The sequence below is a fragment of the Allorhizobium ampelinum S4 genome (genome assembly GCF_000016285.1).
Classification (GTDB): domain Bacteria; phylum Pseudomonadota; class Alphaproteobacteria; order Rhizobiales; family Rhizobiaceae; genus Allorhizobium; species Allorhizobium ampelinum.
The window spans coordinates 393,397-412,111 of the sequence record NC_011989.1; the positions used below are offsets into that span (position 1 = coordinate 393,397).

Annotated in this window: 18 protein-coding genes; 8 read left to right on the plus strand and 10 right to left on the minus strand. The window is 58.9% G+C overall.

What is annotated here, in order from left to right; all coding sequences use genetic code 11:
• Positions 1 to 2: 2 nt before the first annotated feature.
• Together AVI_RS01890 and AVI_RS01895 are read right to left on the minus strand one after the other, a co-directional pair.
• The gene (locus AVI_RS01890) at positions 3 to 725 is read right to left on the minus strand and encodes an anti-sigma factor (protein WP_015914751.1); all 723 of its coding nucleotides are present in this window, start codon (positions 723 to 725) and stop codon (positions 3 to 5) included.
• On the minus strand, positions 722 to 1,258 hold the full coding sequence (locus AVI_RS01895) for a sigma-70 family RNA polymerase sigma factor (RefSeq protein WP_041697416.1): 537 nt from the start codon (positions 1,256 to 1,258) through the stop codon (positions 722 to 724). Before AVI_RS01895 ends, AVI_RS01890 begins: the two co-directional genes overlap by 4 nt.
• A gap of 146 nt (positions 1,259 to 1,404) precedes the next feature.
• Between AVI_RS01895 and argB the strand changes: the two genes are divergently transcribed.
• On the plus strand, positions 1,405 to 2,292 hold the full coding sequence (argB, locus tag AVI_RS01900) for an acetylglutamate kinase (protein ID WP_015914753.1): 888 nt from the start codon (positions 1,405 to 1,407) through the stop codon (positions 2,290 to 2,292).
• Positions 2,293 to 2,349: 57 nt separating this feature from the next.
• On the opposite strand, the gene AVI_RS01905 is transcribed toward argB, so the two are convergent.
• Positions 2,350 to 3,249: a ribokinase gene (locus tag AVI_RS01905; protein WP_015914754.1), complete on the minus strand. Its 900-nt coding sequence runs from the start codon at positions 3,247 to 3,249 to the stop codon at positions 2,350 to 2,352.
• A gap of 86 nt (positions 3,250 to 3,335) precedes the next feature.
• On the minus strand, positions 3,336 to 4,565 hold the full coding sequence (locus AVI_RS01910; RefSeq protein WP_049777261.1) for a DNA recombination protein RmuC: 1,230 nt from the start codon (positions 4,563 to 4,565) through the stop codon (positions 3,336 to 3,338).
• 460 nt (positions 4,566 to 5,025) lie between these two features.
• On the opposite strand from AVI_RS01910, the gene AVI_RS01915 reads away from it, so the two are divergent.
• Positions 5,026 to 6,261 carry a flagellar hook protein FlgE gene (locus AVI_RS01915; protein WP_015914756.1) on the plus strand — a complete coding sequence of 412 codons (1,236 nt, stop codon included), beginning with the start codon at positions 5,026 to 5,028 and terminating at the stop codon, positions 6,259 to 6,261.
• 249 nt (positions 6,262 to 6,510) lie between these two features.
• On the opposite strand, the gene AVI_RS01920 is transcribed toward AVI_RS01915, so the two are convergent.
• On the minus strand, positions 6,511 to 7,389 hold the full coding sequence (locus AVI_RS01920) for an LOG family protein (RefSeq protein ID WP_015914757.1): 879 nt from the start codon (positions 7,387 to 7,389) through the stop codon (positions 6,511 to 6,513).
• Between the two features lie 266 nt (positions 7,390 to 7,655).
• Between AVI_RS01920 and dapD the strand changes: the two genes are divergently transcribed.
• From dapD to AVI_RS01945, 5 genes are all read left to right on the plus strand, one after another.
• Positions 7,656 to 8,513 (plus strand): 2,3,4,5-tetrahydropyridine-2,6-dicarboxylate N-succinyltransferase, encoded by an 858-nt coding sequence (gene dapD, locus AVI_RS01925; RefSeq protein WP_015914758.1) that lies wholly within the window; start codon positions 7,656 to 7,658, stop codon positions 8,511 to 8,513.
• 104 nt (positions 8,514 to 8,617) lie between these two features.
• Positions 8,618 to 9,832, plus strand: a complete 1,215-nt coding sequence (gene dapE, locus AVI_RS01930; protein WP_015914759.1) for a succinyl-diaminopimelate desuccinylase — start codon at positions 8,618 to 8,620, stop codon at positions 9,830 to 9,832.
• Positions 9,819 to 10,415, plus strand: coding sequence for a hypothetical protein (locus AVI_RS01935; RefSeq protein ID WP_015914760.1), 597 nt, complete (start codon positions 9,819 to 9,821; stop codon positions 10,413 to 10,415). Before dapE ends, AVI_RS01935 begins: the two co-directional genes overlap by 14 nt.
• A gap of 130 nt (positions 10,416 to 10,545) precedes the next feature.
• Entirely contained in the window at positions 10,546 to 11,145 is a 600-nt protein-coding gene (locus AVI_RS01940; protein ID WP_041697419.1) for a DsbA family protein, read from the plus strand.
• 8 nt (positions 11,146 to 11,153) lie between these two features.
• A complete protein-coding gene (locus AVI_RS01945) occupies positions 11,154 to 12,434 on the plus strand; it encodes a glycerate kinase type-2 family protein (RefSeq protein WP_417883313.1) in 1,281 nt (426 codons plus the stop codon).
• A gap of 11 nt (positions 12,435 to 12,445) precedes the next feature.
• Here AVI_RS01945 and AVI_RS01950 read toward each other — a convergent pair whose 3' ends face one another.
• The 3 genes from AVI_RS01950 to AVI_RS01960 all read right to left on the minus strand — a co-directional run bounded on the left by AVI_RS01950 (position 12,446) and on the right by AVI_RS01960 (position 15,868).
• On the minus strand, positions 12,446 to 13,435 hold the full coding sequence (locus AVI_RS01950; protein ID WP_041696131.1) for an Hsp33 family molecular chaperone: 990 nt from the start codon (positions 13,433 to 13,435) through the stop codon (positions 12,446 to 12,448).
• 291 nt (positions 13,436 to 13,726) lie between these two features.
• Positions 13,727 to 14,644, minus strand: a complete 918-nt coding sequence (argF, locus tag AVI_RS01955; protein ID WP_015914764.1) for an ornithine carbamoyltransferase — start codon at positions 14,642 to 14,644, stop codon at positions 13,727 to 13,729.
• Positions 14,645 to 14,659: 15 nt separating this feature from the next.
• A complete protein-coding gene (locus tag AVI_RS01960; RefSeq protein WP_015914765.1) occupies positions 14,660 to 15,868 on the minus strand; it encodes an aspartate aminotransferase family protein in 1,209 nt (402 codons plus the stop codon).
• A 429-nt stretch (positions 15,869 to 16,297) separates the two neighbouring features.
• On the opposite strand from AVI_RS01960, the gene AVI_RS01965 reads away from it, so the two are divergent.
• Entirely contained in the window at positions 16,298 to 16,849 is a 552-nt protein-coding gene (locus tag AVI_RS01965; RefSeq protein ID WP_015914767.1) for a GcrA family cell cycle regulator, read from the plus strand.
• A 104-nt stretch (positions 16,850 to 16,953) separates the two neighbouring features.
• Here AVI_RS01965 and phoB read toward each other — a convergent pair whose 3' ends face one another.
• On the minus strand, positions 16,954 to 17,637 hold the full coding sequence (gene phoB, locus AVI_RS01970) for a phosphate regulon transcriptional regulator PhoB (RefSeq protein WP_015914768.1): 684 nt from the start codon (positions 17,635 to 17,637) through the stop codon (positions 16,954 to 16,956).
• Positions 17,638 to 17,997: 360 nt separating this feature from the next.
• Entirely contained in the window at positions 17,998 to 18,705 is a 708-nt protein-coding gene (gene phoU, locus AVI_RS01975) for a phosphate signaling complex protein PhoU (RefSeq protein ID WP_015914769.1), read from the minus strand.
• Between the last annotated feature and the right edge of the window lie 10 nt (positions 18,706 to 18,715).

An 18,715-nucleotide genomic window follows, 5' to 3' on the forward strand; every position in this document is an offset into this window, starting at 1 on the left:
TCTTAAGGGATATGGGTTTTGCCGGAAGCGATCACCGGTCCAGTGGCAATCCCCGTCGGCGAGCCGCCAAAAGGCTCGATGCTGACGGCGAGCGTGACGCCATCCTTCAGACGTGGGCGCATGCTGTCGGGAACCAGGAATTCACCCTCACCCGATTGCGGGAGCACGCCAAGCGAGCGCGGTGGCTTATTCGCCTCGACCATCCATAATTCCAGCGACTTCTGACCTTCGGCACGCGACGCGACCGGCGTGACGCGCAACCGTCCACTTTGCCTGTCATAGCTGGCAACCAGCGACAAATCTGCATTTTGAGTTTGCAGATCTGCCACCAGCGGACGAACCGCGTAACGGCTTTCCCACATGCCAAGCTCGACGCCGACCAGGCTGGCGACCGCGATCAGACTGGTCAACGACAGGCCGCGCCAGAAGGGGACGGAATGCCAAAGCCTCGCCCAGGGACCAGCCGGGCCGTTGCTCCGGTCGATAAACAACCGCGCTTCCAGCTTCTGGAAACTTTCCGGCCGCGGCAATTCCACGCCATAGTCGTCATTGAACTGTGAAAGGTTTTCCTCCCAGCGCTGGACAATGGCGGCGAAGGGTCTATCCCGCTTCAGCCGGGCCTCCACCTCAACGCGGCCTTGGGCCGAAAGCACGCCGAGCACATATTCCCCCGCCAGAACCTCGTCCCTGGAGCGGTCCCCCTTGCTCTGATCCGGTGTCGTCATCTTTCCAAGCACTCTCTCAATGCCAAAAGGCTGCGTCGCAGCCATGTCCTCATCGTGTTCAACGGTACATTGAACTGCTCCGCTAACTCCTGATAGCTAAGCCCCTCCACATAGGCCTGCCGCACGGCGGCGGCACGATCAGCTTCCAACGCTTCCATGCAGCTGTCAATGCGCTTTCCTTCACTGCGTATGCTGGCGGTCTGTTCCGGGTCTGGCGCGCTGTCGGCAACATGCCAAGCCTCGTCGAGTTCTATAGAAACTGGCGTCCGCGTGCGCAGGCGGTCGATGCAATGGTAACGGGCAATCGTTCCAAGCCAGCCCATGGCGTTATGGCCTGTCGCGGCAAAGCTTTGAGCCCTCTGCCAGATTTTGACGAAGATTTCCTGCATTGCGTCTTCCGCCTCGCTCCTGTCTTTCAGCAGACGGAGGCAGATGCCAAAAAGTTTCGGGCTGGTGCGCCGATAGAGCTCCGACAGGGCCATACGGTCCTTGAGCGCAATTTTCCCCAGCAATATCCCGATCTCATCGCTCATCCATGCATCCACTTCGCGTAATGGTCCAGGGATAGCTGCGTTCATTGCAGTTTCCCCATATCATTTCGATCAACAGTGCCGTCTGGATTATTCCATCTGCCGTATTCTTGAGGTAAAAGGCGCCGAACCAACCGAAGGGATCCTCAATGAGCGCCTCCGAAAGCCAAACCCAGGCCCGCCTTCTTGCGCAGGCGTTGCCCTTCATGCAGCGCTATGAAAACAAGACGATTGTCGTGAAATATGGTGGCCATGCCATGGGCGACGCAGAATTGGGCCGGGCCTTTGCCGCCGATATCGCGCTGCTGAAACAGTCCGGCGTCAATCCGATTGTCGTGCATGGCGGTGGCCCGCAGATCGGCGCAATGCTGACCAAGATGGGGATCGAATCGAAATTCGAAGGTGGCTTGCGCGTCACCGACCAGAAAACCGTCGAAATCGTTGAAATGGTGCTGGCCGGATCGATCAACAAGGAAATCGTCGCGCTGATCAACCAGACCGGCGAATGGGCGATCGGACTCTGTGGCAAGGACGGCAACATGGTATTTGCCGAAAAGGCCAAGAAAACCGTGATTGATCCGGATTCCCATATCGAGCGGGTTCTGGACCTTGGCTTTGTCGGTGAAGTGGTCGAGGTCGATCGCACGCTGCTCGATCTCCTGGCGAAATCCGAAATGATCCCGGTCATCGCCCCCGTCGCCCCCGGTCGGGACGGGCATACCTATAATATCAATGCCGATACCTTTGCCGGTGCCATTGCCGGTGCGCTCAGGGCCGACCGCCTGCTGTTTCTGACCGATGTCCCTGGTGTACTGGACAAGAATGGCGAGCTATTCAAGGAATTGTCGGTCGCCCAGGCCCGCGCCTTGATCAAGGATGGCACGATTTCCGGTGGCATGATCCCCAAAGTGGAAACCTGCATCGACGCGATCAATGCCGGCGTGCATGGCGTTGTCATCCTGAACGGCAAGACGGCGCATTCCGTGCTGCTAGAAATCTTCACGGAACATGGCGCGGGTACGCTGATCGTGCCTTGAAGCTATGCAGTCAGGCCTTCGGCGCCGCGCTGAATCAAGCACGGCGCCGATCCGGCATCAGAGTCTTTCCGTGACGGCTTCTGCTAGCGGAATAGCGGGTTGCGCACCAGCTTTCAGGCAGGCCAGGGACCCGGCGACGGCAGCGCGGTGCAGCGCCTCCTCGAAGGCAAAGCCCGCGTCGAGACCAGCGGCCAGATAACCGCAGAAGGTGTCCCCGGCACCGACAGTATCGACCGGCTCGATGGTCAAGCCGGATGCACGCTCAATCTTACCGTCGCGTATGGCGATGACGCCTTCGGCGCCCAGCGTCACGATTAGGATTTGGCCGGTTTCGCCATGTAGGCGGACAAGCGCGGCTTCGCGTTCCGCAGCCCCCATGTTGGTCTCACCAGCCAGCCGCTCGAATTCGGTTTCATTGGCAATGACGATATCGGCCATTCGTCCGAGGCGCGCGGCCTCCTCGGTTAGTGGGGCGATATTGAGGATGCTGCGGATCCCGGCAGCCTTTGCTTCATGCAGGGCGGTTTCGACGGCTGCGGCTGGAATTTCCAATTGCAGCACCAGACTGTCATTGCGAGTCATGGTCTTGATGGCGGCGCTGGCATCGGCGCTGGTCAGGCTGCCATTGGCGCCTGGAACGACGGCAATCATGTTCTCGCCGTCACCGCCGACGAGAATGAGTGCGGTTCCGGTTGCCTCCGCTACGGTCTTGACGCTGTCTAGATCCGTTCCGCTTTCCTCCAGAAGCGCCAGTGCAGGGGCGGCGAACCCGTCCTTGCCGACCGCACCGGCCATCCGCACCTGGGCGCCTGCGCGGCGTGCAGCAAGCGCCTGATTGGCGCCCTTGCCGCCGGCTGCCGTGGCAAAGCCGTTGCCGGCCACTGTCTCACCTGGCTTGGGCAGACGGCTGGTGGTCGCGATGAGATCCATGTTGATGGAGCCGAAAACGGTAATCATGGGCGCACTCCTGACGATGCTGCTTGAACGATGCGGGCCTGAAGGAAACCGGTCCGACTGATTCGGGCTCTGTTTTGCGGCAGGGATCAGTCTTCGTCAACAAGGCGCAGCTTGAGAAGACCGGTCCGGCTCTCGACGCTAGCATCTGTTTGTGGTGCTGGCTTTGCCGTCGGATCGGGCGCGCTGGCAAAATCCATCGCCTCTATTCTGGCACTGCGCCGATTGAGCTTGTCGGTCGAGGTCAGGATCATCTCGACATCTTTCTGGGCGGCCAGGAAATGGCTTTGCAGCTTGCGGGTCCGCTCGTCGAGCCGCCCGAGATCCTCCATCAGATGGATGACCTCGCCCTGGATCAGGTGGGCCTGTTCGCGCATCCGCTGATCCTTCAGCACGGCCTGGATGACCTGGATCGACAGCATCAGCAGGGAGGGCGAAACGATCACCACCCGCAGCTTATGGGCGCGCTGGACGATCCCCTCGAAATTCTCGTGGATCTCCGCAAAGATCGATTCGGATGGGACAAACAGGAAGGCGGTGTCCTGTGTCTCACCGTGCATCAGGTATTTCTCGGCAATATCCTTGAGATGCACCTCCATATCGCGCCGAAACTGCTGGCCAGCGAGTTTTTTCTGTTCTGGCGTCGTCCCGTCACGGATGGCGTTCCAGGCTTCGAGTGGAAATTTGGCGTCGATCACCAGCGGCGGCTGACCGTTCGGCATCCGGATGGTGCAATCGGGCCTTGATCCGTTGGAGAGCGTGTCCTGGAAGGCGTAGGCGCCCATCGGCAGGCCATCGGCTATAATGGTTTCCATCCGTGCCTGACCGAAGGCGCCGCGCGTCTGCTTGTTGGACAGAATGGCCTGCAACCCGACCACATCCTTTGCCAGGGACTGGATGTTGTTCTGCGCGGCATCGATAACCGCCAGCCGTTCCTGCAGGATACGCAGATTGTCATGGGTGGATTTCGTCTGTTCGGTAATCGTGCTTCCCAAGCGATGGGTCATGCCGTCCAGTCGCTCGTTGATGCTGCGGTTGAACTCCGATTGCCGGGCGCCGAACAGGTCCGCCATGGTGGCAAGCCGGCCCTGCATTTCGGCTTGCGCCTGCATCAAGGCCTCGAGACGTCGATCCTCGCTTGCCTGCCGCTCGGCGGCAATCGCGGCTCCGAGGTCGAAATCTTCCTTTTGTCGAAGTTTTAAACAGAGCCGCAGCCAGAGAGCAGCGAGCACGATCACGGCCAGGATCAGCGCCACGGCGCCGAAGCTGAACTGGTTTTCACCATAGGCCAGTGCGGGTCTGCTGAGGGCGGAAAGCATTTGGTTCATAGGCGCAATCTAGCAGGTTTGTTGATGAAGGCTAGATCAAATCGTGAACAAATTCTGTAGTGCCACCAGTTTTTCGGCAAGGACATCGCCAGGAATTCTATCAAATATTTCGAAAATCAAAATTGCTGGAGTTGTCAGGCCTGCGTTGAAGAGACCGAAAAGCCGTTATCGCGCCCGTTAACGCCAGCGGTTTCGCCTGTTTCAGATGCCCCCAAGCGAGGGCAGGGCTGCCAGCCATCGCCCATTTTGCCGTCTCCATTTCATTTCCCCGATTCGCAGGGCGTGCAGCTGCATGGCCAAGCATTCTCCAAGGTCGTTTCAACCCAGGTGAATCTGCGGCTGGATTTAAAATATGGAAATAAAATCAAATGAATAGAAAAGCCGTAAGCCTCACACAAGTTTTTATAGACATCAATTCGCTACGACAACAATTATACAGAAAGACCGTTATATGTCTCTTGCATCTGCAATGAACTCATCGGTATCGGGGCTGACGGCGCAGTCCAATAAACTCACCTCCATCGGGGATAATATTTCCAATACGAGCACGACCGGCTACAAAGGCACGGAGACTGCGTTTTCCAGTTTGGTGAATGGCGGAACGACTTCGACGACCACCCAAACAGTGTCCCAGTCGGGTGATCTCGAGTCGACCTCGTCGGAGACGGATCTGGCGATCGACGGTGACGGATATTTCGTTGTGCAGGATGATGAGGGTGATGTTTTCCTGACCCGTCAGGGTGACTTCGAGATTGACGAGGATGGTTACCTTGTGAACTCATCCGGCTATACGCTGCTGGGCTACTCCTACGACAACGGCGAACCGGCTTCTGTCATCAATGGTTTCGACGGTCTTGAACCGGTGAAAATCGACACCAGCGAGGTCACGGCATCGGCCACGACCACCGGCGAAGTCAGCGGCAATCTGGAAAGCGATGAAGAGGTGGTTTCTGGCGATACACCGTCTTCGAACTCGGCGGATGCCACCTTCACGGCGAAGTCGTCGATCGTCACGTATGACGAACAAGGTGCCTCAACCCAATACGACATTTATTTTACCAAGACCGATGACGATGAGTGGGAAGTTTCGATCTACCGCAATGATGAGGCTAATGACGATGATGACGGAACCAGCTTCCCCTATGATAATGGTGAGCTAGGCTCGACAACATTGACCTTCGATAGCGCAGGGGAGTTGGAAGACGGCAGCACGAGCACCCTGTCCTTCACCGATTCCGAGACAGGCCTTACGATTGATCTCGATTTTTCGGATATCACCCAGACGGCCACCTCCACCAGCATAGAGGGTAGCGCAAACGGCAGTGCTGCCAGCAGCTCGTCCGACTACACGATCGGCAGTGATGGCGTTATCAGCACCGTATCTTCCGACGGAACCACGACAGATACCTACAAGATTGCGCTTGCCACCGTTGCCAGCCCTGACAACCTCGAGGAGGTTGGCGGCACTGCCTATAAGGTGGATGCCGATTCCGGTACCGTCGTCGTCGGCTTTGCTGGCACAGGCAGCTTCGGCACCATCGAATCCAGCACGCTGGAAAGTTCAAACGTCGACCTTGCGTCTGAACTGTCGGACATGATCGCTGCTCAGCGCGCCTATAGCGCTAACTCCAAGGTGTTCCAGACGGCGGCCGACATGCTCGACACCGTCATCAACATGGTCCGGTAACGGATTGCAGATCTATCGGCTGTCATCTCTCTGAACGCATGGAAAGATTATGCAGCAGATATAAAGCGTTACAGCGTCATCGCCCTATATGGCGCATGGCGCTGCAATGGGAGCAAAGGGAAGGCCCATTCCTTTACCAGCGCGCCACGCTTGATCGCCGTCGCTCATTCCGATGGCGATTCCCGGAAAACCTGCCGTGTGCCCGCACGGCAGGTTTTTCCTTTTTTCCGCATAGGTCGTCCCATACAATCACGCGGTTTCAGCCGTTTCTATTTCATACCGCCGGGCGATGATATCCCAGGCCTCGTCAGCGGTTTCGACAAAGCTCAACAGCTTGACATCGTCGGGTGCAATGGTTCCAAACTCCGCCAGGCTGTCGAAATCAATGATCCTGTGCCAGAATTCCCGACCGAACAGGATGAGCGGAATCGGTGCCATACGCTTGGTCTGGATCAGCGTCACCGCCTCGAACATCTCGTCCAGCGTGCCGAAACCGCCGGGAAAGACGACGATTGCCTTGGCCCGCATCAGGAAATGCATCTTGCGGATGGCAAAATAGTGGAAGTTGAAGGACAGGTCCGGCGTCACGAACGCATTGGGCGCCTGTTCATGCGGCAGCACGATATTCAAGCCGATCGATGGCGCACCGACGTCGGCGGCGCCGCGATTTCCGGCTTCCATCACGCCTGGCCCGCCGCCGGTGACGATCACATATTCCTGATAGTCGAACCGTGCCGCGTATTGGCTGCATTGCCGGGCAAATGCGCGGGCCTCGTCATAAAATACCGATGCGGCTTCGAGATTGCGCCGCTGTATGTCGTTGCGCGCCGCCCAGGCGGATTGGCCGGGTGCCGGAATGCGCGCGCCGCCAAACATCACCACGGTGGATTTGATACCCCGTTCGGAAAGCACCATTTCGGTTTTCAGCAATTCCAGTTGCAGGCGCACCGGGCGCAATTCTTCCCGGCACAAAAAATCGTCATCGGCATAGGCGAGGCGATAGGACGGCGACAGCGTTTGCGGCGTCTGGGGAACGATCCTGGCATTTCGCCGATCCGTCTGGTTGTCCTTCAGCGGCGCCCAGCTGCCATCCGTCTTTCGCCGTTTTCCATTGCGCATCTTCGCCATCTTCGAACCTTTCATCTCTTGCCGCACTGCTGCATGATCCCGTCAATCGAGTGGGATTTATGACGGCGGCGGCGCTTTCTGCCGACGGACGTCTCGCATCCATGTGGTGATCAAAGCTGCGGCACCGCCTTGGAAAACATCCGTCCGAAAGGACGCTGAGCGGTTCCCAAGGGCAAGCCAATGCGTTAGAGGAAATCACCAGTTTATCAACGCAGGACCGATGGCATCGGGACTTGACGTTAGCCAATGAAGTTTAAGGAATCCTCATGAGCGCTATGGACCTCTCCTCTTTACAGACCGTCATCGATACCGCTTTCGACAATCGCGACACCATTACCCTGTCGACCAAGGGCGAAGTGCGCGATGCTGTCGAGCAATCGCTTGCCCTGCTCGACCAGGGTAAGGTACGGGTTGCCACCCGTGGAGAGGATGGCCAATGGACCGTGCATCAATGGCTGAAAAAGGCTGTGCTGCTCTCCTTCCGTCTCAATGACATGGAGGTCGTCAAGGGCGGGCCGGGGGCTTCGACCTGGTGGGACAAGGTGCCGTCCAAATTCGAAGGCTGGGGTGAAAACCAGTTCCGCGCCGCCGGTTTCCGCGCCGTGCCCAATGCGGTGGTGCGTCACTCGGCTTTCATTGCCCCCAATGCCATTCTGATGCCGTCCTTTGTCAATCTCGGCGCTTATGTCGGCGAGGGCACCATGGTCGATACCTGGGCGACGGTAGGCTCCTGCGCCCAGATCGGCCGCCATGTGCATCTGTCGGGCGGCGTCGGCATTGGTGGGGTGCTGGAGCCGATGCAGGCCGGGCCGACCATTATCGAGGACAATTGCTTCATCGGCGCGCGCTCCGAAGTCGTGGAAGGCTGCATCATTCGTGAAGGCGCCGTGCTCGGCATGGGTGTCTATATCGGCAAATCCACCAAGATCATCGACCGCGCCACCGGCGAGGTAATGTATGGTGAAGTGCCGCCGTATTCCGTGGTTGTCGCAGGCTCCATGCCATCGCCCAACACCATGCCGAACGGCTTGCCGGCGCCCAGCCTCTATTGCGCCGTGATCGTCAAACGCGTCGATGCCCAGACCCGCTCCAAGACCGGTATCAACGAGCTGCTACGCGACTGATCTGCGGCTTTTCTGGGCAGGAACACGGCGTCCTTGGCTGGCTCCTGCCCCTTTCAGCCTTGATGGCGTCCATCCTTTTCCCTTGTCTCGTTCTCAAGATCGATATGTCAAAGCATCCAGCCAATTCATCTGCCACCGATCCCGTCGACAATCTTCAGACCCTGATCCGCTGCCCCTCCGTGACGCCTGCCGAGGGCGGGGCGCTGTCGGCGCTGGCCGCCATGCTGGAACCGTTGGGCTTTACCGTGGAACGGATGGTGGCGCGCGAAGAGGGCACGCCGGATGTCGAGAACCTCTATGCCCGGCTGGGCACGGAGGGGCCGCATCTGATGTTTGCCGGGCATACAGATGTGGTGCCTGTAGGCAATGAGGCGGACTGGACCTATCCGCCGTTTTCCGCCGAGATCGCTGGAGGCGAACTTTACGGACGTGGCGCGGTCGATATGAAGGGCGGCATCGCCTGCTTTGTCGCCGCCATTGCCCGCCATATCGAAAGCCAAGGCGCGCCGAAGGGGTCTATTTCCTTCCTGATAACCGGTGATGAGGAAGGCCCCTCGATCAACGGCACCACCAAACTGCTAGAATGGGCCGCCGCCAAAGGCGAGCGCTGGGATGCCTGCCTGGTGGGCGAACCGACCAATCCCGACCAGCTTGGCGACATGATCAAGATCGGGCGGCGCGGCTCGCTGTCAGGCGAGATCATCGTAAAGGGCGTCCAGGGCCATGCCGCCTATCCGCATCTGGCCGACAATCCGGTGCGGGGCATGATCAAGCTTGCGGAAGCGCTGATGCATCCGGCCTTCGATGCGGGAACGGAAAATTTTCAGCCTTCCAATCTGGAAGTCACGACGATTGATGTCGGTAACGCCGCCACCAATGTCATTCCGGCCCGTGCCAGCGCCAAATTCAATATCCGCTTTAACGATACCTGGACCGCCGAGACGCTGCGGACCGAAATCATTGCCCGGCTCGATACGGCCAGCGCCGATCCGCTGCTGCGACCAGGCCGCCCGCCGATTGCCTATGAGCTGGTCTGGGCCGACCGGCCAAGCCAGGTGTTCCTGACCCGCAACAACGCGCTGATCTCCTCCTTGAGTGCTGCCATCGAAAAAATGACCGGTAAAACGCCAGCCCTGTCGACAACAGGGGGTACGTCCGACGCCCGCTTCATCAAGGATTACTGCCCGGTGGTGGAATTCGGCCTTGTCGGCCAGACCATGCATATGGTCGATGAGCGGGTTGCCGTCTCCGATCTGGAGGCGTTGACCGGCATATATGGCGCCTTCATCAGCAGCTGGTTTACTCATGCCGGGGCTTAAAGAGGTCGAAATCTACCTGACCGGGATCTGGCTGTTGCTGAAAGGCGACCGCCAGGGGTTCAGCTATCTCGATCTGTCCGACCGGGGCGTCAACCGCTCCTTCTGGTCCATCGCATGGTCTTTGCCGGCTATGATGTTTTCATGGGTGTTCTGGTATCAGGCCTTGCTGGAGGATATTCCGGTCTATGCACAGATGCGGACCCTGTTTTTCCTGCGCATGACGATGATCGATCTGGCCAGCTGGATGCTGCCGCTGATCTTGGTTGGTTTCATCTGCCGCTTCTTCTCGATTGACGACCGCTTCAACGCCCTTGTGGTGACATCCAACTGGCTGGCGCTGCCGATTGCCTATGCCAATGCACTGCTGATCGCCATATCCGTGCTGATGCCGGGGTTAGGGCAGGTGGTGATCTTGCTCTGGCTGTTGCTTCTGCTTGGCCTGGTCGGTGGCGTATTCCGGCTGACATCGGCAGTATTGGATGGTCAGACCCTGCTGGTCTCGACCATCACCGTGGTCATGCTGGTGCCGACAACGCTACTGTCGGAATTTCTGGAACGCTATCTGGACGTCGCGCCACTATAGACATCAGATTTGACCGCCACGGCACTTGCTTGCGTTTTTCAGCGATCACCTGATCGCTCTGCGCCGGACACGAAAATTTTTATTCCGACCTGCAAGACCCATGATAGTTTGCACTCACAATGGGGATTCCATCATGATCAAACGCCGGACACTGGTTGCTGCTGCCGCTTGCCTTGCTACGCCCGGTTTGCTGAGGGCCAAGGAGCTCGGTCCGCAGGAGATTTTCTTCGATAAGGATATTCCTGTGCTGGGCAATCCAAAGGGTGATGTCACCATTGCCGAATTCTTCGATTATCAATGCGGCTACTGCAAAACCTATCACCCTATTGTCAGCAAAGTGGTGAAGGACGACGGCCATGTGCGGCTGGTGATGAAGGATTGGCCGGTCTTTGGTCCGGCCTCCGTCGTCGCGGCCCAAGCTGTTCTTTCCATTCCCGACCTTGGCCAGTACAAAGCGGCCCAAGATGCCCTGCTGGATATGAAGGGCGGATTGACGCCCGATAGCGTTTCCCAGGCGCTTGAAAGTGTTGGTGTCAACATGACCGTCGTCAAGGCTGCCGCCAACAAGAACAGCGACAAGATTTCTCGCCTGCTCGACCGCAACTGGCTCCAGGCGCAAGCGCTGAATTTTCGCGGCACGCCATCCTTCGTGATCGGAACGACACTCTATCCCGGCGCGCTGGATGAAAAAGCCCTGAAGGAGGCAATTGCCAAGGCGAGGGCTGCATAAGTTTGGTGATGGCTCCTCTGACGCTTGCCCCCCGTTCCTTTCTGGCCTCCCTGTTTGCTGCTGCCGTTGCTGCGGCCGATCCACTGAATGGAATCCGAACCCATTTGCCTGCCAGACCAAAGGGCCGCACGGTGGTTGTGGGTGCTGGCAAAGGGGCCGCCCAGATGGCAGCGGCCTTGGAGACGCTGTGGGACGGCCCGCTGGAAGGTGTTGTCGTTACTCGATACGGCTATGGCTGCCCGCTCGCCCGTTTGGAATTGCTCGAAGCGGCGCATCCGGTGCCCGATGCCAATGGTCTCGCCGCGGCTGAACGGCTGAAACACCTCGTTGCCCCGCTTGGTCCCGATGATCTGGTGATTGCCTTGATCTGCGGCGGCGGCTCGGCGCTGCTGCCCGCTCCGCCCGCCGGGATGACGCTGGAAGACGAGATCGACCTCAACAGGCAATTGCTGGCCTGCGGTGCGCCGATCAGCGCGATGAACGTGGTGCGCAAACACCTGTCCACGATCAAGGGCGGAAGGCTAGCCGCCTTGACCAAAGCGCCCGTCGTCAGTCTGATCGTTTCCGATATTCCCGGCGACAATCCGGCGCATGTTGCTTCCGGCCCGACCGTGCCGGATGCCTCGACCCGTCACCAGGCGCTAGAGATTGTTCGCGCCTATGGTTTGCGACTGCCACAGGCGGCATTGGACCACCTGAATTCTCCAGGCTCCGATGCGCCCCGGCCAGACGATCCAGCCTTTGCGCGCAACCGGCATCATGTCATCGCGTCAGCCAGCGTCTCGCTGGAGGCCGCAGCGCTGGCCGCTGAAGCGGCTGGCGTGCGCGCTGCAATCCTGTCCGACAGTATCGAGGGGGAGGCGCGTGATGTGGCTGGCGTTCATGCCGCGCTGGCCCGTGAAATCGCGGCTAAGGATCGGCCATTTCCCAAGCCGGTCGTCTTGCTGTCCGGCGGCGAAACCACGGTCACCATCAAAAACCAAGGAACGCAGGCCACAGGACGCGGTGGGCGCAACAGCGCTTTCGCGCTGGCCATGGCGCTGGGCATTGCTGGTCACGATATCGAGGTGCTTGCCGCCGATACCGATGGCATTGATGGCACGGAAAACAATGCCGGTGCCTTTGCCGATGGCACCAGCATTGTCAGGTTAAAACAACAGGGTCTGGATGGCGCGGCCCTGCTTGATGCCCATGACAGCTATAGCGCCTTTGAAGCGCTGGGCGACCTGTTTGAAACCGGCCCGACTGGCACCAATGTCAATGATTTCAGGGCAATCCTGATCCGTTGAGCGCTGGCAAATTATGCGGGCGTCACTTCATCGGCCTCGTATTTATACGTGGTCGAGCAGAATTCGCAGGTCACGGAAATCTCGCCCTCTTCTTCGCTGGCAGCGATTTCCTCGGCGGTAAAACCCTTCAGCACGCCCTTGATCTTGTCGCGGGAACAGCTGCACCGATCATGGACTGCTTGTGGTTCGTAAACGCGGACGCCGCGCTCGTGGAAAAGCCGGAACAGTAGCCGTTCGGTGCCGATCTGCGGATCGGTCAACTCGTCCCCATCGATGGTTTCCACCAGCATCCGGGCTTCCGCCCAATTGTCATCATCGGGACCGTCATACGCATTGTCGTCACCATCGCCGCCCGGCAGGTCGCCCTGATGCATACGCTCAGGGGCCTCCGGCAGGAATTGTGCGATCAACCCGCCAGCGCGCCAGCTGTGGCGCGGCTTGCCGGAACTGTCTCGATCAAACAGCTCGGCCACGGCCAGACGCACCCGCGTCGGGATCTGCTCCGACTGGCGAAAATAAAAACCGGCAATGTCTTCCAGCGAGGAACCATCCAGCGGCACGATGCCCTGATAGGGCTGCATGTAATTGCCCTGATCGATGGTGAAGGCCAGGATGCCCGCGCCAAGCAGGTCGGTCGGTGTCGATTTGCCGTCCGCCAGCGCCTGCGCCAACCGCTCTTCGTCAAAGCGGGCATAGGCACGGACATTTTCCGGCGTGGCGAAGTCGCAGACCAGCAAATCCACAGGACCATCGCTTTTGGTCTGGACGATGAACTTGCCCTCGAATTTCAGCGAGGTGCCGATAAGCACCGTCAGTGCAATCGCTTCGGCCAGCAGGCGGGCAACAGCCGGGGGATAGTCATGCCGATCCAGGATCGTGTTGAGCAAAGGCCCGAGTTGGACCGCACGGCCACGCACATCCAGACCATCGACCTGGAAGGGTACGACCCGGTCGTCACCGGCAAAGCCGAACTCGCCCAACGCGCTCAATTTGTCTGTCATGGCACAACTCCTGGCACGAATGCATCCCTGGATGAATGCAGGGCAACGCCATGCATCTACCGCACGGCGCTGCAATCTAAAATGACTGCATGACGATTATTTGGTCAAGGTAGGTTCACAGCGACCTGTCCGAACCGAGGAAAAGCCCATGCCTCGAAACAAGACGGACAAATGGTATCTTCCCGCCTCAAGATCAAGCGGTAAAATTGCGCATCAGCCATGCTCTCGCAATCTCAAAGCGCAGCACACCCTGTAACCCCGCTCTGCAAGGCTTTCAGTAGACTGAAACCATCATACTGCGCCAAGGCACCAGGCGAGAATGGACTTCTGGGCATGTAGCCGGTTTTCCGCCTCGTCGAACACAACTGATTGCGGCCCGTCGATCACTTCATCGGTCACTTCCTCACCGCGATGAGCGGGCAAGCAGTGCATGAACAGCGCATCGGGTTTTGCCTGTTTCATCAGGGCGGGATTGACCTGGAAAGGCTGGAATACGTTATGGCCGCGTGCCTTGTGCTCCAGGTTCATCGACACCCAGGTATCGGTGATGACGGCATCGGCACCGGTCACGGCGCGGTCGGCATCATGGCACAGCATGATCTCGCCGCCATTGTTGCGCGCCCAGTTGAGGATCTGGTCTTCCGGCTCAGAGCCCATTGGCACAGCCATGTTCATCCGGTAGCCGAAGCGGGCCGCCCCTTCGACCAGCGAATGCAGCACATTGTTGCCGTCGCCCGTCCAGGCCAGCGTCTTGCCCCGGATCGGACCGCGATGTTCCTCGATGGTCATGATATCAGCCATGATCTGGCAGGGATGGGTCAGGTCGGTCAACGCATTGATCACCGGAACGGTGGCGTGTTCGGCCAGTTCCAGCAGGCGGTTGTGATCAGTGGTGCGGATCATGATCGCATCGACATAGCGCGACAGAACCTTGGCCGTATCGCCAATCGTCTCGGCGCGGCCAAGCTGCATTTCCGTGCCGGACAAAAACAGCGTCTCGCCGCCCAGTTGACGCATGCCGACATCGAAGGAAACACGGGTGCGGGTCGATGGCTTTTCGAAGATCATCGCCAGCATCTTGCCGGCCAGCGGCTTGTCCGCTGTTCCGGCCCGGGTTCTGGTCTTGCGCTGATGGGCGTCGGACAGAATAGAGTGAAGGTCCTCGGACGTCATGGCCGAGAGATCGAGGAAGTGTTTCGGGGATGCCATGGTGTTACCTGTCGTTCATGCCTGAGCGATTTTGAGGGCGGCCTGCGCGGACAAAGCCTCGGCGGCCTGTTCGATGCGCTTGAGGCCTTCTCGGGCCTGTTCGGCAGTCAGCGTCAGAGGCGGAAGCAGGCGGATGACGTTATCGCCTGCCGGAACGCCCAGAATATGCTCGTGGCGCATCGCATGCAGCAGTTCGGAGGATGGCACTGCGGCCTTGATGCCGAGCATCAGGCCTTCGCCGCGCACGTCTTCGATCACGCCTGGAAAACGGTCTTTCAGACCAGCCAGACCCTGCCGGAAGATCAGCGCCACATCCCGGACATTTTGCAGGAAGTCATCGGCGAGAACCAGATCGAGAACGGCATTGCCGACCGCCATGGCCAGCGGGTTGCCGCCATAGGTCGTACCATGCACGCCAGCCGTCATGCCGGACGCAGCCTCTTCTGTGGCAAGGCAGGCACCGAACGGGAAGCCGCCGCCAATACCCTTGGCCACCGCCATGATGTCGGGGGTGAGGCCAGCCCATTCATGGGCAAAGAACTTGCCCGTCCGGCCCACGCCCGACTGTACTTCGTCGAGAATGAGCAGCAGGCCCTTCTCGTCGCAGATTGCCCGCAATTCGCGCAGGAACTCGCTCCCCACGACGCGAATACCGCCTTCGCCCTGGATAGGTTCGATCAGCAACGCAGCCGTGCTGTCGGTGATCGCCGCCTTCAATGCGTCGAGATCGCCGAACGGCACCTGGTCGAAGCCGGGCGCCTTGGGGCCGAAGCCTTCAAGATATTTCTCCTGGCCGCCAGCAGCGATGGTGGCGATGGTGCGGCCATGAAAGGCACCCTCGAAAGTGATGATGTGGAACTTCTCCGGATGGCCCTTGCTATAGTGATAGCGGCGAGCCGTCTTGATGGCGCATTCGAGCGCTTCGGCTCCGGAATTGGTGAAGAACACCTTGTCGGCAAATGTTGCCTCGACCAGCCTTGCGGCCAGGCGTTCCTGGCCGGGAACTTCATAGAGGTTCGAAAGATGCCAGACTTTTTCCGCCTGGCTTTTCAATGCCTCGACGAGATGCGGATGCGAGTGGCCGCAGGACGTCACGGCGACGCCGCCGGCAAAGTCGAGATATTGCTCACCTGTTTCAGTGTAAAGCCACGGGCCCTCGCCTCGCTCGAAACGCAGCGGCGCACGTGAAAACGTGTTGAACAGCGGCGTTGATGTCTGAGCCATGGCGGAAAATCCTTTCGAGCGGCTTTTTGAAGTCTCAATGAGTTTATAGGCTAACCACCGAAAAACCGGTGGAAAAAATCAAAAATGCCGCCTTTCGGCGGCATTTGCACTATTCCGGCTTCCGCCAGCGTTGTCAACAAAACATCGGGGCAAAGGCATTGCTCCGACATGTCCTTGCAAGCGCTGTTGAACAAACCGCCTCGATAAAAAATCGGTGGATAGCAAGTTGGGGAAAAGCCTGAAATTCGATTCACGATGATTCGGCGACTCTTGTCACGGAGTCAGGCTCACACTAGGTTAATAACGAATTACTACACTGCATGCGGCGGAAAAGTCACCAACAACACGAGGAAAGTTGGGTTCCGGAACCTTCCGGGACATGGATGATGGATTCCGCGTCAAGCGCGTGCACCAGGCGGAGATTGCGGCATGAACTGGACGGACGAGCGAGTTGAAAGACTCACGAAATTATGGGCCGAAGGCCTGAGCGCAAGTCAGATTGCGACGCAGCTTGGCGGCGTCAGCCGGAATGCCGTGATTGGCAAGGTGCATCGGTTGTGCCTTCCCGGACGCGCCAAGGCAGGCGGTCCCGCCGCGACACCAGCGCGCACACCCAAGCGGCCAGCGCCGTCCACGCCTCGTGCACCGAGTTTTGCCGCACGCACGCCTTCAAGCGCGCCGCGTCCTGCCGCGCGCACTGCTGCGGCGACCGCGCTGAACGAAGATCTCGACATGGATGTCACCGAGAACATGGCTGCTTTGCCGGTTCTCAACACCACCATTCTGCCAGCCTCGCGCCGTCTGTCGCTGACGGACCTGACCGAGCGGACCTGCAAATGGCCGGTTGGCGACCCGATGACCGACGAGTTTCACTTCTGTGGCTGCGACAGCCAGGACAATTCTCCCTATTGCAAATATCACGCGAAGCTCGCCTACCAGCCGGTAAACGAGCGGCGCCGGGCTGCTGCGAACGCGCGCTGATCTCTGCCCGTGATCTCCGATCGCATGTCATAAAAAAAGCGAGCCGCCCGGCTCGCTTTTTTCGTTCCACTGGGGTTTCGGTCCATAAAAACAGAGCAGCGATCTTATGCTTCCATCGAATAGCCGGCGCCGCGCACCGTGCGGATCACGTCCTGCATATTGGAAAAGTTGAGCGCCTTGCGCAGCCGTCCGACATGGACATCGACTGTGCGCTCGTCCACATAAATGTCATGGCCCCAGACGCCGTCCAGCAGTTGAGAGCGGGAAAACACCCGGCCGGGTGAGGTCATCAGGAACTCCAGCAGCCGGAATTCGGTGGGCCCGAGGCGCACTTCGCGGCTCTTGCGATGGACACGATGGGTTTCGCGATCAAGCTCGATATCGCCGCAACGCAGCAGGCTGGACAGAACTTCCGGCTTGGCGCGGCGCAGCATCGCCTTGACGCGGGCCATCAGTTCCGGCGTCGAGAACGGTTTGACGACATAATCGTCGGCACCGGTGGCAAGTCCGCGCACCCGTTCGCTCTCTTCGCCACGCGCGGTCAGCATGATGATCGGCAGGCGCTCGGTATCGGGCCGCATCCGCAGGCGACGACATAGCTCAATGCCGGAAACACCCGGCAACATCCAATCGAGGATCAGCAGATCCGGCACCCGCTCCTGCAGGCGAAGCTCGGCTTCGTCTCCCCGCAGAATGGTTTCGACCTCATAGCCTTCCGATTCCAGATTATAACGCAAAAGGACGCTCAGGGCTTCTTCGTCTTCAACGACGGCAATTTTCGGCAGCATTCGATCCCATACCTTCAATGAGAGAGTCTTCCCGCAAGCCTTTCCTTGTCCGCTCTGGCGAAAAAGAACACGGCAATACGAGAATTTCGATGTTTACAGCATGTTTGCGCTTCATGATGGCGCTCTACTGTGACTGGAAGGCTGGCCTGTCGCCACAGGTCGAACCTTCGGGTGAAGCCCCCACCCCATTTGGCGTCAGACGCTGAGCTGTCCGATGCCAATCTCCGTCATGGTTTCATACCGGCAGCCACAGATCATGGCTCTTGGTATGCTTTTCTTTGATATCTCAAGGTCTTGATGCCTTGAGATATCAACACGTCATGCAATGCGGGGATGGGTCAACATCCTCGCATTGTCATCTCAATCGGCGACCCCGAAAGCGGTCGTCGTGTCGTCCTTCGGGCGCTCACCCTCGGGCTGTGCGCCAGTGGCCATGTAATAGATGGTCTCGGCGATATTGGTGGCATGGTCGCCGATGCGCTCGATATTCTTGGCGCAGAACAGAAGGTGCGTGCAGGTGGTGATGTTGCGCGGATCTTCCATCATATAGGTCAGCAATTCGCGAAACAGCGAGGTGTAGATTGCATCGATCTCCTCATCGCGGTCGCGGATCGACTTGGCCTTTTCCGCCGAGCGGGTGGTGTAGACATCCAGCACTTCCTTGAGCTGGGTCATCGCCAGTTCCGAAAGATGCTCGATGCCGCGGGCCAGCTTGCGCGGCACGCCGGTGCCTTGCACGGCCATGACCCGCTTGGCATTGTTCTTACCGAGATCGCCGACGCGCTCCAGATCCGAGGCAATCCTGAGCGCACCGATGATTTCGCGCAGATCGGCGGCCATGGGCTGACGTTTTGCGATGGTGACGATCGCTTTGTCACCCACTTCGCGCTCGGCATTGTCCATGATCACGTCGTCGGAGATCACCTTCTGGGCGAGGGCGGCATCGGAATTGACCAGCGCGCGAACGGATTCACCCACCATCTGCTCGGCCAGACCGCCCATTTCCGAAATGCGGCGCATTAGATATTTCAGTTCCTCGTCAAAGGCGGTGTAGATATGCGCTGTCATGTTCTGATCC

What these genes read in the sequence shown, in the direction of transcription:
- AVI_RS01890 (WP_015914751.1), bottom strand. Translation starts at nt 725, where the DNA reads ATGACGACACCGGATCAGAGCAAGGGGGACCGCTCCAGGGACGAGGTT.
- AVI_RS01895 (WP_041697416.1), bottom strand. Translation starts at nt 1,258, where the DNA reads ATGAGCGATGAGATCGGGATATTGCTGGGGAAAATTGCGCTCAAGGAC.
- argB (WP_015914753.1), top strand. Translation starts at nt 1,405, where the DNA reads ATGAGCGCCTCCGAAAGCCAAACCCAGGCCCGCCTTCTTGCGCAGGCG.
- AVI_RS01905 (WP_015914754.1), bottom strand. Translation starts at nt 3,249, where the DNA reads ATGATTACCGTTTTCGGCTCCATCAACATGGATCTCATCGCGACCACC.
- AVI_RS01910 (WP_049777261.1), bottom strand. Translation starts at nt 4,565, where the DNA reads ATGCTTTCCGCCCTCAGCAGACCCGCACTGGCCTATGGTGAAAACCAG.
- AVI_RS01915 (WP_015914756.1), top strand. Translation starts at nt 5,026, where the DNA reads ATGTCTCTTGCATCTGCAATGAACTCATCGGTATCGGGGCTGACGGCG.
- AVI_RS01920 (WP_015914757.1), bottom strand. Translation starts at nt 7,389, where the DNA reads ATGGCGAAGATGCGCAATGGAAAACGGCGAAAGACGGATGGCAGCTGG.
- dapD (WP_015914758.1), top strand. Translation starts at nt 7,656, where the DNA reads ATGAGCGCTATGGACCTCTCCTCTTTACAGACCGTCATCGATACCGCT.
- dapE (WP_015914759.1), top strand. Translation starts at nt 8,618, where the DNA reads ATGTCAAAGCATCCAGCCAATTCATCTGCCACCGATCCCGTCGACAAT.
- AVI_RS01935 (WP_015914760.1), top strand. Translation starts at nt 9,819, where the DNA reads ATGCCGGGGCTTAAAGAGGTCGAAATCTACCTGACCGGGATCTGGCTG.
- AVI_RS01945 (WP_417883313.1), top strand. Translation starts at nt 11,154, where the DNA reads ATGGCTCCTCTGACGCTTGCCCCCCGTTCCTTTCTGGCCTCCCTGTTT.
- AVI_RS01950 (WP_041696131.1), bottom strand. Translation starts at nt 13,435, where the DNA reads ATGACAGACAAATTGAGCGCGTTGGGCGAGTTCGGCTTTGCCGGTGAC.
- argF (WP_015914764.1), bottom strand. Translation starts at nt 14,644, where the DNA reads ATGGCATCCCCGAAACACTTCCTCGATCTCTCGGCCATGACGTCCGAG.
- AVI_RS01960 (WP_015914765.1), bottom strand. Translation starts at nt 15,868, where the DNA reads ATGGCTCAGACATCAACGCCGCTGTTCAACACGTTTTCACGTGCGCCG.
- AVI_RS01965 (WP_015914767.1), top strand. Translation starts at nt 16,298, where the DNA reads ATGAACTGGACGGACGAGCGAGTTGAAAGACTCACGAAATTATGGGCC.
- phoB (WP_015914768.1), bottom strand. Translation starts at nt 17,637, where the DNA reads ATGCTGCCGAAAATTGCCGTCGTTGAAGACGAAGAAGCCCTGAGCGTC.
- phoU (WP_015914769.1), bottom strand. Translation starts at nt 18,705, where the DNA reads ATGACAGCGCATATCTACACCGCCTTTGACGAGGAACTGAAATATCTA.